This window comes from Geodermatophilus africanus (assembly GCF_900107105.1).
GTDB classification, from domain to species: Bacteria; Actinomycetota; Actinomycetes; order Mycobacteriales; family Geodermatophilaceae; genus Geodermatophilus; species Geodermatophilus africanus.
This window is the reverse complement of sequence record NZ_FNOT01000002.1, coordinates 19,046-35,050: the sequence shown is the minus strand read 5'-3', so window position 1 is coordinate 35,050 and position 16,005 is coordinate 19,046. Positions and strand designations below refer to the sequence as shown.

General features: G+C 74.7%; 12 protein-coding genes. 4 read left to right on the top strand and 8 right to left on the bottom strand.

Going from position 1 to position 16,005, the window contains the following annotated elements:
* Position 1: 1 nt before the first annotated feature.
* The 4 genes from recA to BLW63_RS02780 form a co-directional block, all read right to left on the bottom strand.
* On the bottom strand, positions 2-1,036 hold the full coding sequence (gene recA / locus BLW63_RS02795; RefSeq protein ID WP_091151292.1) for a recombinase RecA: 1,035 nt from the start codon (positions 1,034-1,036) through the stop codon (positions 2-4).
* A 184-nt stretch (positions 1,037-1,220) separates the two neighbouring features.
* Positions 1,221-1,415, bottom strand: a complete 195-nt coding sequence (locus BLW63_RS02790; RefSeq protein WP_170856611.1) for a DUF3046 domain-containing protein — start codon at positions 1,413-1,415, stop codon at positions 1,221-1,223.
* 156 nt (positions 1,416-1,571) lie between these two features.
* Positions 1,572-2,849 carry an MFS transporter gene (locus BLW63_RS02785; RefSeq protein ID WP_091151290.1) on the bottom strand — a complete coding sequence of 426 codons (1,278 nt, stop codon included), beginning with the start codon at positions 2,847-2,849 and terminating at the stop codon, positions 1,572-1,574.
* 12 nt (positions 2,850-2,861) lie between these two features.
* Positions 2,862-4,007, bottom strand: coding sequence for an acyl-CoA dehydrogenase family protein (locus BLW63_RS02780; protein ID WP_091151287.1), 1,146 nt, complete (start codon positions 4,005-4,007; stop codon positions 2,862-2,864).
* 87 nt (positions 4,008-4,094) lie between these two features.
* On the opposite strand from BLW63_RS02780, the gene BLW63_RS02775 reads away from it, so the two are divergent.
* Complete coding sequence (locus BLW63_RS02775; RefSeq protein WP_091151285.1) at positions 4,095-8,696, top strand: ATP-dependent helicase; 4,602 nt, start codon at positions 4,095-4,097, stop codon at positions 8,694-8,696.
* A gap of 48 nt (positions 8,697-8,744) precedes the next feature.
* Here BLW63_RS02775 and BLW63_RS02770 read toward each other — a convergent pair whose 3' ends face one another.
* Positions 8,745-9,341, bottom strand: a complete 597-nt coding sequence (locus BLW63_RS02770; RefSeq protein ID WP_091151283.1) for an antibiotic biosynthesis monooxygenase — start codon at positions 9,339-9,341, stop codon at positions 8,745-8,747.
* Between the two features lie 110 nt (positions 9,342-9,451).
* Between BLW63_RS02770 and BLW63_RS02765 the strand changes: the two genes are divergently transcribed.
* Positions 9,452-10,306: a DNA-formamidopyrimidine glycosylase family protein gene (locus tag BLW63_RS02765; RefSeq protein WP_091151280.1), complete on the top strand. Its 855-nt coding sequence runs from the start codon at positions 9,452-9,454 to the stop codon at positions 10,304-10,306.
* Between the two features lie 204 nt (positions 10,307-10,510).
* Here BLW63_RS02765 and BLW63_RS02760 read toward each other — a convergent pair whose 3' ends face one another.
* The gene (locus tag BLW63_RS02760) at positions 10,511-11,344 is read right to left on the bottom strand and encodes a PspA/IM30 family protein (RefSeq protein WP_091151277.1); all 834 of its coding nucleotides are present in this window, start codon (positions 11,342-11,344) and stop codon (positions 10,511-10,513) included.
* Between the two features lie 149 nt (positions 11,345-11,493).
* Between BLW63_RS02760 and BLW63_RS02755 the strand changes: the two genes are divergently transcribed.
* Both BLW63_RS02755 and BLW63_RS02750 read left to right on the top strand, forming a co-directional pair.
* The gene (locus tag BLW63_RS02755; RefSeq protein ID WP_091151274.1) at positions 11,494-12,510 is read left to right on the top strand and encodes a PfkB family carbohydrate kinase; all 1,017 of its coding nucleotides are present in this window, start codon (positions 11,494-11,496) and stop codon (positions 12,508-12,510) included.
* Complete coding sequence (locus tag BLW63_RS02750) at positions 12,507-12,977, top strand: GNAT family N-acetyltransferase (protein ID WP_170856610.1); 471 nt, start codon at positions 12,507-12,509, stop codon at positions 12,975-12,977. The genes BLW63_RS02755 and BLW63_RS02750 overlap by 4 nt, the downstream gene beginning before the upstream one ends.
* Here BLW63_RS02750 and BLW63_RS02745 read toward each other — a convergent pair.
* Both BLW63_RS02745 and BLW63_RS02740 read right to left on the bottom strand, forming a co-directional pair.
* Positions 12,974-14,632: a glycoside hydrolase family 13 protein gene (locus tag BLW63_RS02745; RefSeq protein ID WP_244522309.1), complete on the bottom strand. Its 1,659-nt coding sequence runs from the start codon at positions 14,630-14,632 to the stop codon at positions 12,974-12,976. The genes BLW63_RS02750 and BLW63_RS02745 overlap by 4 nt on opposite strands.
* Positions 14,633-14,706: 74 nt before the next feature.
* Positions 14,707-15,987: an ABC transporter ATP-binding protein gene (locus BLW63_RS02740; protein ID WP_091151270.1), complete on the bottom strand. Its 1,281-nt coding sequence runs from the start codon at positions 15,985-15,987 to the stop codon at positions 14,707-14,709.
* Positions 15,988-16,005 lie beyond the last annotated feature (18 nt).

Here is a 16,005-nt window from a genome sequence, read left to right as displayed (position 1 = left end):
GTCAGAAGTCGGGCTGGTCGGCCGTCGCGGCCTCATCCAGCTTCGGACCGACGCCCAGCTTCTCCTTGACCTTCTTCTCGATCTCGTCGGCGAGGTCGGGGTTGTCCCGCAGGAAGGTGCGGACGTTCTCCTTGCCCTGGCCGAGCTGGTCGCCCTCGTACGTGTACCAGGCACCGGACTTGCGGATGAAGCCCTGCTCGACGCCGACGTCGATGAGGCTGCCCTCGCGGCTGAAGCCCTGACCCCACAGGATGTCGAGCTCGGCCTGCTTGAACGGCGCGGCGACCTTGTTCTTGACCACCTTGATGCGCGTGCGGCTGCCCACCGCGTCGGTGCCCTGCTTGAGCGTCTCGATGCGGCGGACGTCGAGCCGGACCGAGGAGTAGAACTTCAGCGCGCGACCACCGGTGGTGACCTCCGGCGAGCCGTAGACGACACCGACCTTCTCGCGCAGCTGGTTGATGAAGATCGCGGTCGTACCGGAGTTGCTCAGCGCGCCGGTGATCTTGCGCAGCGCCTGGCTCATCAGGCGGGCCTGCAGGCCGACGTGGCTGTCGCCCATCTCGCCCTCGATCTCGGCGCGCGGCACGAGTGCGGCCACCGAGTCGATGACGATGATGTCGAGTGCGCCGGACCGGATCAGCATGTCGGCGATCTCCAGCGCCTGCTCACCGGTGTCGGGCTGGCTGACCAGCAGCGCGTCGGTGTCGACGCCGATCGCCCGGGCGTACTCGGGGTCGAGCGCGTGCTCCGCGTCGATGAATGCCGCGATGCCGCCGGCGGCCTGGGCATTGGCCACCGCGTGCAGGGCGACCGTCGTCTTGCCGGAGGACTCCGGGCCGTAGACCTCGACGACCCGGCCGCGCGGCAGGCCACCGATGCCCAGCGCGATGTCGAGGGCGATCGAGCCGGTCGGGATGACCTTGATGGCCTGGGCCGGGTTGTCGCCCAGCCGCATGACCGAGCCCTTGCCGAACTGCTTGTCGATCTGGGACAGGGCCATGTCGAGGGCCTTGTCGCGGTCGAGCGTTGCCATGGAGCTCACCTTCGGGAAGTCGCGATGCCGTGTGTTCGAGCGGGTCGGTGTCGACGCTAGAGCGGGGGTCTGACACTTCCGGGGATCCGGCCGACCTGTGGAGGAACGCCCGGCCTGTGGACTGCCGCCCCAATCTAGACCGAACGTGTGTTCGACTGCCAGCGTGACACGCCGCTCCCGCGACTCAACGCTCCTTGCGCGGTACGTCGAACTCCTCGCAGATCGCCAGCCAGACGCGCCGCACCGGCAGTCCGGCCTCGATCGCCTCGACGGCGCTGCGTCCACCGAGCGACGAGAAGACGTGGTCGCGGGCCACGCTCTCGGCGCGCATGGAGCCGAACTGCTCGCGGAGCCGGGACCAGAAATCCTGCAGTCGCACGACCCCGACGCTAGCGCGCACGTGCACAGGCCGGCCGGACCCTCCGGCTGCCTACGCTGGGCCGGTGATCGGCACCGGCTCGGCCACCCTGGACCTCGTCCTCGAGATCGGGATCGCGCTGGCCCTCCTGGCCTCGCTGGTCCTGCTCTGGCACAACTACCGGGGTCGCTGAGCCGGCACCGCTCCCCCGCGCTCCCCGGTGCGCGCCCACACCACCACCAGCGGGACCACGAGCGCGGCCGAGACCGTCGCGACCAGGCCGTAGCCGCCCAGGGCCAGCAACGGCCCACCGGCGACCCCGGCGAGCGCGGCCCCCAGGCCCATCAGCAGGTCGGTGCCGCCCTGCGCGGAGGGCCGCCGCCCCTCACTGACGGACTCGGTGACCAGGGTGGACCCCGCGATGAGCCCGCAGGACCACCCCAGCCCGAGCAGCAGCAGCCCGGCGCCCAGCTGCAGCGCCGCCCCGGACGGGGCCGTCCCCGCCAGCCCGGCCGCCGCCAGCAGCAGGGCGGCCCCCACGGCGACGGTCGCACGGCGCCCGGCCCGGTCGGCCAGCAGCCCGACGAGCGGGGAGAACAGGTACATGCCGGCGACGTGCACGCTGATGACCAGGCCGATGACGCGCAGCGTGGTGCCCCCGGCGTGGCCCATGTGCACCGGGGTCATCACCATCACGCCGACCATCACCGCGTGGGAGACCACGACGGCGGTGAGGCCGAGCCGGCCGCGGGGGTCGGACCAGACCGCCCGGACGGCGTCCGTGGTGGCCCGTCGCGGGCGGGCGCCGTCCGTCCCGGCGCCCCGCAGCTGCCGCGCCAGGAGCAGCGGGTCGGGGCGCAGCAGGGCGAGCAGACCCAGCGCCACGACGGCGAAGACGGCCACCGAGACGGCGAAGGCGCCGGTCAGCGGCGGCAGGCCCAGCAGGTTCCCGAGCTGCTCGCCGGGGCCGGCGAGGTTGGGGCCGACCACCGAGCCGACCGTGGTCGCCCACACCACCAGGGCCAACGCCCGCCCCCGGTGCTCCGGGACGGCGAGGTCGGCCGCGGCGTAGCGCGCCTGCAACCCGCAGGCGGTGGCGGCGCCGAAGGCGAACAGGCCCACGAGCAGCAGCGGCAGCGAGGAGACGACCGCGGCGACGACCGTCACGAGGGCGCCGAGGACGGCGACCGCGTACCCCGCGGCCAGGCCCGCCCGCCGGCCGGCGCGGTCGCTGATCCGCGCCAGCGGCACGGCGACGACCGCGGCCCCGAGCACGCCGGCCGTCTGGCCGAGACCGGCCGCGGTCTCGGTGCCGGCCACGTCCCGGGCGAGGAGGCCGCCGACGGTGATGCCCACCGTGATGCCGAGCCCGCTCAGGGCGACTCCACCGCTGAGCACGCCGAGGGTCCGGCGCTGGACGGCGACCGGGTCGACGGCCGGGATCTGCGCAGGCACGGCAGGCCCGGCCTACAGACCCATGGAACGGCCGACGATCTCCCGCATGATCTCGTTCGTCCCGCCGTAGATGGGCTGGATGCGGGCGTCCCGCCAGGCCTTGGACACCGGGTACTCGTCCATGTAGCCGTAGCCGCCGTGCAGCTGCAGGCAACGGTCGGCCACCTTGTTCTGCAGCTCCGTCGTCCAGTACTTGGCCATCGCCGCGTCGACCGGCGTGAGGTCGCCGCTGCCGAGCTGCCGGACGCACTCGTCGACGAACGTGCGGGCGATGGTGACCTCCGTGCGCAGCTCGGCCAGGACGAAGCGGGAGTTCTGGAAGCTGCCCACCGGCCGGCCGAAGGCGGTGCGCCCAGTGACGTACTCGACGGTCTGGGCCAGGACGGTCTCGGCCGCCGCCACCGCGCCCACGGCGATGGAGAGCCGCTCCTGCGGCAGGTTCTCCATCAGGTGGGCGAAGCCGCGGTTCTCGGTGCCGAGCAGGTTCTGCGCCGGCACGCGCACGCCGTCGAAGAACAACTCCGCGGTGTCCTGCGCCTTGAGCCCGACCTTCGCCAGGTTCCGGCCGCGGGTGAAGCCCGGCATGCCGCGCTCCACCACCAGGAGGCTCAGCCCCCGGGAGCCCGGCGCCTCGGGGTCGGTGCGGGCCACGACGATGACCAGGTCGGCGTTGATGCCGTTGGTGATGAAGGTCTTCGAGCCGGTGAGCACCCACTCGTCGCCGTCCCGGCGGGCCGTCGTCCGGATGCCCTGCAGGTCGCTGCCGGCCGCCGGCTCGGTCATCGCGATGGCGGTGATCAGCTGCCCGCTGCAGAACCCGGGCAGCCACCGTTCCTTCTGCTCCTCGGTGGCGAGGTCGCGCAGGTAGGGCCCGGCGACGTCGTTGTGCAGCCCGAAACCGACGCCTGTGGCGCCGATCCGCATGAGCTCCTCGTCGAGGACCGCCTGGTAGCGGAAGTCCCGGACGCCGCCCCCGCCGAAGCGCTCCTCCACGTCCGTGCCGAGCAGTCCCTGCGCACCGGCCGAGGTCCAGACCTCGCGGGGCACGATGCCGTCGCGCTCCCACTGGTCGTGGAAGGGGACGACGTTCTTCTCGGCCCATGCCCGGACCGTCCCCCGGAAGTCCTCGTGCTCGGCCTCGTAGAGGGTTCGCCGCATGGCGGCCAGTGTGCCGCACGCCACCTCGGGGTCCGACCGGTCGGCGCAGGCCAGCGGAGTGTCGTCCCCCTGTGGACACTGGGAGCCGTGCCCGCCCTCGACCGGTTCTCCGAGCCCACCCGGGCGTGGTTCACCGGCGCCTTCGCCGAGCCGACCGCTGCGCAGGAGGGGGCCTGGGAGGCCATCAGCAGCGGCGGCCACGCGCTCGTCGTCGCGCCCACCGGCTCGGGCAAGACCCTCGCCGCGTTCCTGTGGTCGCTCGACCGGCTGGCCAGCACCCCGCCGCCGGCCGACGAGCAGGCCCGCTGCCGGGTCCTCTACGTCTCCCCGCTCAAGGCGCTCGCCGTCGACGTCGAGCGCAACCTGCGCGCCCCGCTGGCCGGCATCGGGCAGGCGGCGGCCCGGCTGGGCCTGCCGCGCCCGGAGATCCAGGTGGGCACCCGCTCCGGCGACACCCCCGTCGAGGAGCGGCGGGCCTTCACCCGGCGGCCGACCGACATCCTCATCACCACGCCGGAGTCACTGTTCCTCCTGCTCACCAGCGCCGCACGGGAGGCGCTGCGCGGCGTCGAGACGGTGATCGTCGACGAGGTGCACGCGGTCGCCGACACCAAGCGCGGCGCGCACCTGGCCGTCTCCCTCGATCGGCTCGACGAGCTGCTGGAGCGCCCCGCGCAGCGGATCGGCCTCTCGGCGACGGTGCGCCCCGTCGAGGAGGTGGCCTCCTTCCTCGCCGGCGGCCGCCCGGTGGAGGTGGTCGCGCCCGGGTCGGCGAAGGAGTGGGACCTCTCGGTCGTCGTCCCGGTCGAGGACATGAGCACCCTGGGCCAGCCCACCGGTGAGCTCGAGGGCTCCGCCGCCGGCGACCAGCCGCGGACGTCGATCTGGCCGGCGGTCGAGGAGCGAGTGCTCGACCTGGTGGCGGCCCACCGCAGCACGATCGTCTTCGCCAACTCCCGGCGGCTGGCCGAGCGGCTGACCAGCCGGCTCAACGAGCTGGCCTACGAGCGGGCGACCGGGGAGCCGGTCCCCCCGGGCACCAACGCCGCCGCGCTCATGGCGCAGGCCGGGTCCGGAGGCGGTGTGCCCGAGGGGGTGCAGCCGGTCGCCGCCGCCCACCACGGCTCGGTCTCCCGCGAGCAGCGCGCGGTGGTCGAGGAGGCGCTGAAGTCCGGCCGGCTGCCGGCCGTGGTGGCCACCTCCAGCCTCGAGCTGGGCATCGACATGGGTGCGGTCGACCTCGTGGTCCAGGTCGAGGCGCCACCCACGGTCGCCTCCGGCCTGCAGCGGGTCGGCCGCGCCGGCCACCAGGTGGGCGCGGTCAGCCGGGGGGTGCTCTTCCCGAAGTACCGCGGCGACCTGGTCCAGTGCGCGCTGGTCGCCGAGCGGATGAAGGCCGGCGCCATCGAGTCGATCCGCTACCTGCGCAACCCGCTCGACGTGCTGGCCCAGCAGGTGGTCGCCGTCGTCTCCGAGCGGCCCCGGACCGTCGACGAGGTGGCGGCCCTGGTCCGCCGGTCGGCGCCGTTCGCCTCGCTGCCTGACTCCGCGCTGCACGCGGTGCTCGACATGCTGGCCGGCCGCTACCCCTCCGACGCCTTCGCCGAGCTGCGTCCGCGGCTGACGTGGGACCGGGTCGCCGACACCCTCACCGCACGCGGCGGCGCGCAACGCCTGGCGGTCACCAGCGGCGGCACCATCCCCGACCGCGGCCTGTTCGGCGTCTTCCTGGTCGGCGGCGAGGACAGCCGCGGCGGCCGGCGCGTGGGCGAGCTCGACGAGGAGATGGTGTACGAGTCGCGGGTGGGCGACGTCTTCCTGCTCGGCTCGTCGTCCTGGCGGATCGAGGAGATCACCCACGACCGCGTGCTGGTCAGCCCGGCGCCCGGACAGCCGGGGAAGATGCCGTTCTGGCACGGCGACGCCCCAGGCCGGCCGCTGGAGCTCGGCCGCGCGTTGGGCGCCTTCCTGCGCGAGGTCGGCACGGCCACCCCCGAGGCCGGGCTCGACCGCGCCCGCGCTGCCGGCCTCGACGAGTGGGGCGCGGCCAACCTGCTGGCCTACCTCGCCGAGCAGAAGGCGGCCACGGGCCACCTGCCCGACGACCGCACGCTCCTGGTCGAGCGCTTCCGCGACGAGCTCGGCGACTGGCGGCTGGTCGTCCACTCCTCGTTCGGCGCACAGGTCAACGCCCCGTGGGCACTCGTGCTGGCCGCCCGGCTGCGGGAGCGCTACGGCGTCGACGTCGCCTCGATGCACTCCGACGACGGCATCGTGCTGCGCCTGCCCGACACCACCGGGGAGCCGCCGGAGGCCGACCTCGCCGTCCTCGACCCCGACGACGTCGAGCGCGAGGTGACCGCCGAGGTCGGCAGCTCGGCCCTGTTCGCCAGCCGGTTCCGCGAGTGCGCGGCGCGGGCGCTGCTGCTCCCCCGCCGCGACCCGCGCCGCCGCACCCCGCTGTGGCAGCAGCGGCAGCGGGCCGCCCAGCTGCTCTCGGTGGCCAGCGAGTTCTCCAGCTTCCCCATCACGCTGGAGGCCGCCCGCGAGGTGCTGCAGGACGTCTACGACGTGCCCGGCCTGGTCGAGCTGATGCGCGACGTCCGCTCCCGGCGGGTGCGGGTCGTCGACGTGCAGACGCAGGCGGCTTCGCCGTTCGCCCAGTCACTGCTGTTCGGCTACGTCGGGCAGTTCCTCTACGAGGGCGACGCCCCGCTGGCCGAGCGCCGGGCGCAGGCGCTGGCCCTCGACACCGGCCTGCTCGCCGAGCTGCTCGGGCGCTCCGAGCTGCGCGAGCTGCTCGACGCCGAGGCGCTCACCGAGGTCGAGACCGAGCTCCAGCGCCTCCCGGCCGACCGCCACCCCCGCGACCTCGACGTCGCCGCCGACCTGCTGCGCATCGTCGGCGACCTCACGCCCGCGGAGGCCGCCGCCCGCGGGGTCAGCCAGGAGTGGCTCGACGAGCTGGTGGCCGCCCGCCGCGCGCTGGTGGTGCGCATCGCCGGCGAGGAGCGGTACGTGGCGATCGAGGACGCCGGCCGGCTGCGCGACGCCCTCGGCACCGCCCTGCCGGTCGGCGTGCCCGAGGTCTTCACCGAGCCGGTGCCCGACCCGCTCGGCGACCTGGTCGGCCGCTACGCCCGCACCCACGGGCCCTTCCAGCCCGGCGAGGTCGCGCAGCGCCTGGGGCTGGGCGTGGCGGTCGTGACCGCGACGGTGCAGCGGCTCGTCGGCACCGGCCGGCTGGTCACCGGGGAGTTCCGCCCCGGAGGCACCGGCCAGGAGTGGTGCGACGCCGACGTGCTGCGGTCGGTGCGCCGGCGCAGCCTGGCCCGGCTGCGCCAGGAGGTCGAGCCGGTGCCCGTCGACACGCTCGCGCGGTTCACCCCCTCCTGGCAGTCGGTGGGCAGCCGGGTGCGCGGGACGGACGGCGTGCTCGCGGTCGTCGAGCAGCTGGCCGGAGCGCTCGTCCCCGCCAGCGCGCTGGAGTCGCTGGTGCTGCCGGCCCGGGTCCGCGACTACTCCCCCGCGATGCTCGACGAGCTGACCAGCGCCGGCGAGGTGCTGTGGGCCGGCGCCGGCGGGCTGCCCGGCGGCGACGGCTGGGTCAGCCTCGTGCCGGCCGACCTGGCGCCGCTGCTGCTGCCCGAGTCGCTGGAGCTGCCCGAGGCCGGTCCCGCGGTGCTCGAGCACCTGGCCGGTGGGCAGGCGCTGTTCTTCCGCGGTCTCTCCGACCTGGCCGGCTCCACCGACGACACCGCCTTCGCCGACCTCGTGTGGGACCTCGTGTGGTCCGGCGTGCTGACCAACGACACCCTGGCACCGCTGCGCACCCGGCTGTCCGGTGGCGGCACGCACAAGCGCCAGCCCGCCCCGCCCCGGGCCCGGCTCGACCGCAGCCGCTACGGGCGGACCCGGCTGGGCCGGCCGGCGATGCCGACCCGCAGCGGACCGCCCACCATGGCCGGCCGCTGGTCCCGGCTCCCCGACCGCGAGGCCAACGCCACGAAGCGGACGACGGCCCGCGCCGAGGCACTGCTCGAGCGGCACGGCGTGCTCACCCGCGGCGCCGTGGTGGCCGAGCAGGTCGCCGGCGGCTTCTCCGCGGTCTACCCGGTGCTGCGGGCCTTCGAGGAGAACGGCCGGGCCCGGCGCGGCTACTTCGTGGAGACCCTCGGCGCCGCGCAGTTCGGCACCCCGGGCTCGGTCGACCGGCTGCGCAGCTTCGCGTCGCCGGACCGGGCGCCCAGCGGCGCGGTGGTCCTCGCGGCCACCGACCCGGCCAACGTCTACGGCGCGGCCCTGCCGTGGCCCGAACGCCCCGGCGCGACGGCCGAGGGCGCCGACCCGGGCGACGCGGTCGACGTCGGCGAGGGCGCCGGCGGCGGGCGGCGCGCCGCCGGGCACCGGGCCGGGCGCAAGGCCGGCGCGCTGGTCGTGCTGGTCGACGGCGAGCTGGTGCTCTACGTGGAGCGGGGCGGCAAGACGCTGCTGTCCTGGACCGAGGACGAGACCGCGCTCAAGGAGGCCGCCACGGCGCTGTCCGGAGCGGTTGCGGCGGGCGCGCTCGGGCGGATGGTGGTGCAGAAGGCCGACGGCGCCTCGGTGCACGAGGCCACCCCGCTGTCAGCGGCGTTGCAGGCGGCGGGCTTCGCCGCCACCCCCCGCGGCCTGCGGGTGCGCGCCTGACCCGGTCCCGGCCCTCCGAGGCACGGCCCCCAGCCGGCGCGTGACTCCTCAGTCGCGGGAGGGGTGCAGCCAGCGGCGGAACAGCCGGGACAGCGCCGGCATGACGACGTAGCCAAGCAGCACGACCACGACGACGGCCGACAGCAGCAGCCGCGCCGGCAACGGCCACCCCGACACGTGCGGGGCGACCAGCAGCTGGAAGGCCAGCGTGATGGCGAAGACGGCGGCCACGGTGAGCACCGTCAGCCGCCAGCGGGGTCCCGGCCGGGCCGGGGTCAGCGCCGTGAAGAAGCTGTCCAGGCCCGCCACGTGGGCGTAGTCGACCCGATCGGTCAGGTGCTCGACGCGCTGCAGCGCGAGCTGCCGTTCGGCCGAGCGCTCCCACCGCGCCAGCGCCTCACCGTCGGCGAACCGGTAGACCAGGTGGTAGCGGGTCGAGCCCGGGCCGGGGCGCAGCAGGCTGGTGCCCAGGTTGCCGGGGAACCGGGCCGCCAGGTCCAGCACCTCGGCCGCCCATCCCTCGAAGGCCTCCCGCTGGTCGGCCCGCACGTCGCGGGCGACCGTGACCGTGACCGGCTCGGCGGCCGCGACCACCGCCTCGGGTGCGGTGACCGGGGAGTTCGTCGCTCGATCGCGTCGCTGCACGGGAGGCTCAGCACCGCGGCGGACCTGCGCCTTCCCGCCGCCGGGGTGACCTGCACCGCGTCCGGCCGAGCGGGGCGGCGGCGACCCCGGCGAGGCGGGACACTGGTCGAGTGCCCGAGGGAGACACCGTCTGGCTGGCGGCGAAGCGGATGAACACCGCGCTCGCCGGCCAGACGCTGCGCCGCGGCGAGCTCCGGGTGCCCCAGCTGGCCGCCACGGACCTGACCGGCCGCACCGTCGCCGGGGTCGTCCCGCGCGGCAAGCACATGCTCACCCGGTTCACCGACGGCTGGACGCTGCGCACCCACTACCGGATGGACGGCAGCTGGCACATCTACCGCAAGGGCGCGAGGTGGCGCGGCGGACCGGCCTTCTCCATCCGCGCGATCCTGGCGACCGACCAGTGGGACTGCGTGGGTTACCGGCTGCACGACGTCGCGATGGTGCGCACCGAGCACGAGGACCAGGTCGTCGGCCACCTCGGCCCCGACGTCCTCGGCCCGGACTGGGACCTCGACGAGGCGCTGCGCCGGCTGCGGTCGCACCCCGACGAGCAGATCGGCGTCGCGATCCTCGACCAGCGCAACCTGTGCGGCCCCGGCAACCTCTACAAGGTCGAGGGGCTGTTCGTCTGCGGCGTGCACCCGTGGATGCGGGTGGCCGACGTCGAGGACCTGTCCGGGCTCGTCGAGCGGACCCGCTCGCTGATGCTGGCCAACCGCGACCGCCCGGAGCAGAGCACCACCGGCGACCTGCGCCGTGGCCGCGACCACTGGGTCTACGGCCGCAAGGACCGCCCCTGCTACCGCTGCGGCACCCCGATCCTGCGCGGCGACCAGGGTCCGGACCTGCAGGAGCGGATCACCTACTGGTGTCCGACCTGCCAGGCCACCGACGCCCCGGTCGACCCGACGGCCCGCACCGGCGAACCGGACCACCCGGCGCCGCTGCCCGGCGCCCACTGAGCGCACCGGTCCGGCCGCCGCGGCGACCGGGCCAGCGAGCGGTGCGCTCGTCCCCGGGTCCCGCCCTGAGCCCGTCGAGGGTGGGAGGACGCGGCTCCCTGCAGGGTCCGCCCTGAGCCCGTCGAGGGTGGGAGGACGCGGCTCCCTGCAGGGTCCCGCCCTGAGCCCGTCGAGGGTGGGAGGACCCTGCAGGGAGTCCTCCCCCTACTGCTGCTCGGGGCGGTCGGCCGGCTGCGCCGCCTGCTGGGCAGTGGATGTCGGCACCGACGGCGTCCCCTCCTCCAGCGCCGGGGCCGCGTTCTGGCCGGTGATCGCCGGCTGGCCCATCGAGGCGCGGATCTGGTCCAGCCGCGAGGCTCCGGCGACGTCGAGGGTCGCCTTCTGCACCTCGAGCATCCGGCCCTCGACCGACGTCTGCGCCAGCTCGGCCTGGCCGAGCGCGTTGGCGTAGCGGGCCTCGATCTTGTCCCGCACCTCCGACAGGCTGGGCGTGTTGCCCGGAGCGGAGAGCTCGTTGACCTGCTTGAGCGAGGCGGCGACGTGCTCCTGCATCTTGGCCTGCTCGAGCTGGCTCATGAGCTTGGTGCGCTCGGCCAGCGTCGTCTGCAGCCGCATCCGGCTCTGCTCGACCGCACCCCGCGCCTGCTCGGCGGCCTGCAGCGCCTCGTCGTGGCTGCGCTTGAGGTCCTCCATCGACTGCTCGGCGGCCACGAGCTGGGTGGCGAAGGCCTGCGCGGCCTGCTCGTACTCCGCCGCCTTCGCCGCGTTCCCGCCGGCGCGGGTCTGGTCGGCCAGCACCAGCGCCTGTCGTGCGGAGGCCTGCAGCTTCTCCACCTCGCCGAGCTGCCGGTTGAGCCGCATCTCCAGCTGCCGCTGGTTGCCCAGCACCGCCGCCGCCTGGTTGGCCAGCGCCTGGTGCCGCTGCTGCTCCGCCTCGATCGCCTGCGCGATCTGGATCTTCGGGTCGGCCTTCTCGTCGATCTTGGCGTTGGCGGAGGCGGTGAGGTACCTCCACAGCTTCACGAACGGGTTGGGCATCGGTCCTCCTGCGCAGGTGCGGTCGTCCACCAGGGATTACCCGTCCCGGCGCACCGCAGCGATCGTCGTCACCCGCCATCGTCCCAGGTGGTGCTGTCCGTGAGCCACCAGGGACGTCCCGGAGCTGATCCCCCATTAGGGTCGCGGACGTGACCAGCGACCGCCCGGTGCTGAGCGTCCTCGGTGAACTCGTCGTCGACCTGCTGCCCGACGCCCAGGCCGGCGCCGGGCCGCACGGCACGGCCCCGCACTACGTCGCCCGTCCCGGCGGCAACGCCCTCAACGTCGCGGTCGCCGCCGGCCGTCTCCGCGTCCCCGTGCGACTGCTCGCCCGGCTGGGCACCGGGCCGCTGGCCGCGGGGCTGCGGCGGCAGGCCGAGCTCTCCGGCGTCGACCTGGACGGGTTCGTCCCGGCCACCGAGCCGGTCAGCCTCGCAGTGGTCGGTCTCGGCCCCGACGGTTCGCCCGACTACGGCTTCCACGTGCAGGGCGCGGCCGACTGGCAGTGGACCGACGAGGAGCTCGCCGCCGTCCTGCCCCCCGGGACGGCGATCCTGCACGTCGGGTCCATCTCCAGCTGGACCCCGCCGGGGTGCGAGGCCATCGCGCGGCTGGTCGAGCGTCTGGCCGCCGAGGACCGGGCGCTGGTCAGCGTCGACCCCAACATCCGGCCGATGCTCGCCGACGGCCCGGTCGGGACGGCGCTGGGCAACTCGCCGGAGTCGGTGCGCGCCCGCCTCGAGCGGCTGCTGTCGCGCGCCGACATCGTCAAGGTCAGCGCCGAGGACCTCGGCTGGCTCGAGCCCGGCGCCGCCGACGACCTCGACGCGACGGCGCTGCGCTGGGCCGACCGCGGCGTCGCCCTGGTCGTGCTCACCGACGGCGGAGCACCGCTGCGCATCGCCCGGCCGGGCCGCGAGCTGGTGCACCGCGAGCCCCCGCGGGTGACCGTGACCGACACCGTCGGCGCCGGTGACTCGCTGGCCGCGGGGCTGTTCGCCGGGCTGCTCGAGGCGGGGGTGACCACCCGCGCGGCGCTGGAGCAGCTGCCCGACGAGGAGCTACTGCCCATCGTCGACGACGCCGCGCTCGTCGCCGCGCTGAACTGCACCCGGGAGGGCGCCGACCCACCGACCCGCGACGAGCTGGTCGCGGCCCGCCGGTGAGCACCCCCGACGACGTGACGCTCGTCGGGTTCGCCGAGCTGTCGGCCACCGTCGTCCGCGCCCGCCTGCTCGCCGCGCACGACCGGTTCTGGGACGTCGACACCCGGTCGCTGCACCACCCGGTCTGGTTCGACCAGTTCGGTGGCTTCGGCGCACTGGCCCGCAGCGCCGGCGGGGAGGACGTCGGCTACGTCCTCGGCGTGGTCACCGCCGACCGGCTGGCCTACCTGCACCTGCTGGCCGTGCGCGACGACCGGCGCCGCACCGGGCTGGGCCGCCGGCTGGTGGCGTGGTTCGACGACCTGGCACGCGACACCGGGGCGCGCGTCGTCCAGGCGGTCGCCCGGCCGGAGAACACCGCCGCGGTCGCCTTCCACACCGCACTGGGCGCCGGCGCACACCTGGCGCAGGACCGCGCCGGACCAGGTGCGGACCGCCTCGTCCTGACCCGGTCGCTGACCCGCTAGCCCGTCCGCAGCCAGGCGGCCGTGTCCGCCGGCAGGTCGGCGGCGACGGGCGCACTGGTGAGCACCGGTTCGCCCTGCCCGGCCAACGACACCGGCCGGTCCGACAGGTTCACGACGCAGCGGAAGCGGCTGCCGCGGTCGAACGCGAGCACGCCGTCCCCGAGGTCGCACCAGGTCAGCGGCGCGTCGTCGGCGAGACCGGGCAGGGTCCGGCGCAACCGCAGGGCGCCGCGGTACAGCGACAGGGTCGACGACGGGTCGTCGCGCTGCGCCGCCACCGTCAGCTCCCGCCACGACCCGGGCTGTGGCAGCCACGGGCGGACGGCGTCGGCGGTGAACCCGAACGGCGGCCGGTCGCCCGACCACGGCAACGGCACCCGGCAGCCGTCGCGGCCGCGGGCGGTGTGCCCGGAACGCTCCCAGGTCGGGTCCTGCAGGACGTCCTCCGGCAGGTCCTCGACCTCGGGCAGCCCCAGCTCCTCCCCCTGGTACAGGTAGGCGCCGCCGGGTAGGGCGAGGGTGAGCAGGGCGGCGGCGCGTGCCCGCCGCAGGCCCAGGGCGAGGTCCGTCGGGGACGCCGCGTCGAAGCCCATGGTCCCCGCGCCGCTCGCCGCCCGGCCGAAGCGGGTGACGTGCCGGGTCTCGTCGTGGCTGGACAGCACCCAGGTGGGCGGTGCCCCGACCGGCGCCAGCGCGGCCAGCGTCCCGTCGATCGCCGCCCGCAGGCCGGCCGCGTTCCAGGCGGCGCGCAGGAAGTCGAAGTTGAAGCTCGTGTGCAGCTCGTCGGGCCGGACGTAGCGGGCCAGCCGCTCGGGGCCGGCGACCACCGCTTCCGAGACGAACACCCGGTCGCCGTCGTAGCCGTCGCTGATCCGCCGCCAGCGCCGGAAGACCTCGTGCACCTCGTCGCGGTCCCAGTGCGGGTTGTCCACCCACCGGGCCGACTCGAACAGCGCGCCCGGGGCGTGTCCGGCGTCCGGCAACCCGGGGACCTTCGCCAGCGCCGGTGCGGCGTCCACCCGGATGCCGTCGACGCCGCGGTCGAGCCAGAACCGCACCGTCCCGTCGAACTCCTCCTGCACGACCGCGTCGTCCCAGTCGAGGTCGGGCTGCTCGGGTGCGAACAGGTGCAGGTACCACTGCCCCATCGACCCGTCCGGCTCCCGCACGCGGGTCCAGGCCGGACCGCCGAAGGCGCTGATCCAGTCGTTGGGCGGCCGGTCCCCACCGTCCCGGCCGTCCCGGAAGAAATACCGCGCCCGCTCGGGCGCGCCCCGGCCGCCGGCCACGGCGGCGCGGAACCACGGGTGCTCGGCGGAGGTGTGGTTGGCGACCAGGTCGACGATCAACCGCAGACCCGCGGCGTGGGCCTCGGCGAGCAGCGCGTCGACGTCGGCCAGGGTGCCCAGGCGCGGGTCGATGTCGCGGTGGTCGCTGACGTCGTAGCCGCCGTCGGCCATCGGGGACGGGTACCAGGGCGTGACCCAGACGGCATCGACGCCGAGGTCCACCAGGTACGGCAGTCGGCTGCGCAGCCCGTCCACGTCGCCGACGCCGTCCCCGTCGGAGTCGGCGAAGCTGCGCAGGTACACCTCGTAGACGACCGCCGTCCGCCACCACGGACGGCGGCCGTCCCCGAGCGCGGCCTCCCTCACGACATCCCCGAGCATGGCACCGTCCCGGGCCCCCGCCCCGACCGTGCGCAGGGTGGGGGAGGACGGATCCTCCGTCAGGCGGCTCCGGCGCGGCTGGCCCCGCCGCCGCCGACCGTCGTCCCCTGCGCCTGCGCCTCATGGACCTGCTCGACCCGGTCCTCGGTGGCCATCTGCGTCAGCCGTGCGCCGGCCTCCGCATCCCGGGTGAGGTTCTCGCCGGTCTGCGGGTCGAATACGTGCACCTTCCGGGCGTCCAGCCAGAACTCCGCCTCGCGCCCCTCACGGATGCGGCTCGTGGCGTCGATGGAGACGATCGCCTGGGTGCGCAGCTCCTCGGCGTCCAACTCCCGCGACAGGTCGCGCAGCTGGTTGCGGATCGCCTCCGGCGCCTCGTACGGGATGTAGGCGTACTGCGAGTCGCCCAGCCACTCGGTGACGTCGACCCGCGCCCGGAACAGCGAGCCCAGCGGCCGCTTCGCCTCGTCGACCAGGGACGCGTCCTCGAAGTACTCCGGCCGGATGCCGACCAGCAGCAGGTCGCGGCCCTGGATGGCGGCGGCCCGTCGCTCGTCGAGCGTGATGGACCCGAACGGCGTCTGCAGCCGGCCGCCCTCGACGTGCGCAGGGAGGAAGTTCATCGGCGGGGAACCGATGAACCCGGCGACGAACAGGTTGACGGGCTGCTCGTAGAGCTCGCGCGGCGAGGCGACCTGCTGGATCTTGCCCTTGCGGAGCACGCACACCCGGTCGCCCAGGGTCATCGCCTCGGTCTGGTCGTGGGTGACGTAGACCGTGGTGATGCCCAGCCGGCGCTGCAGCCGGGAGATCTCGGTGCGCATCTGGCCGCGCAGCTTGGCGTCGAGGTTCGACAGCGGCTCGTCGAAGAGGAACGCCTCGGCCTGGCGGACGATGGCCCGGCCCATCGCCACGCGCTGCCGCTGGCCACCGGAGAGGTTGGCCGGCTTGCGCTCCAGGTGGTCCTTCAGCTCGAGCACGTCGGAGGCCTCGGTGACCCGCCGGCGCACCTCGTCGTCGGGCATCTTCGCCAGCCGCAGCGGGAAGGCGATGTTCTCGTACACCGTCATGTGCGGGTACAGCGCGTAGTTCTGGAACACCATCGACAGGTTGCGGTCGCGCGGCGCGAGGTCGTTGACCCGCTTGCCGCCGATGATCATGTCGCCGCTGGTGATGTCCTCGAGCCCGACGATCATCCTGAGCAGCGTCGACTTCCCGCAGCCGGACGGGCCCACGAGGATCATGAACTCCCCGTCGGCGATGTCCAGGCTGACGTCGTTCACCGCCGGAAAGCCGTCGCCGTACTGCTTGACGATGTTGCGCATCTCGATCGAAGCCATGAGATCTCGTCCCCTCGC

Excerpts from the sequence above, each read along its gene's own strand:
- recA (WP_091151292.1), bottom strand. The coding sequence starts at position 1,036 with ATGGCAACGCTCGACCGCGACAAGGCCCTCGACATGGCCCTGTCCCAG.
- BLW63_RS02780 (WP_091151287.1), bottom strand. The coding sequence starts at position 4,007 with ATGCGGCGAACCCTCTACGAGGCCGAGCACGAGGACTTCCGGGGGACG.
- BLW63_RS02760 (WP_091151277.1), bottom strand. The coding sequence starts at position 11,344 with ATGCCCAACCCGTTCGTGAAGCTGTGGAGGTACCTCACCGCCTCCGCC.
- BLW63_RS02740 (WP_091151270.1), bottom strand. The coding sequence starts at position 15,987 with ATGGCTTCGATCGAGATGCGCAACATCGTCAAGCAGTACGGCGACGGC.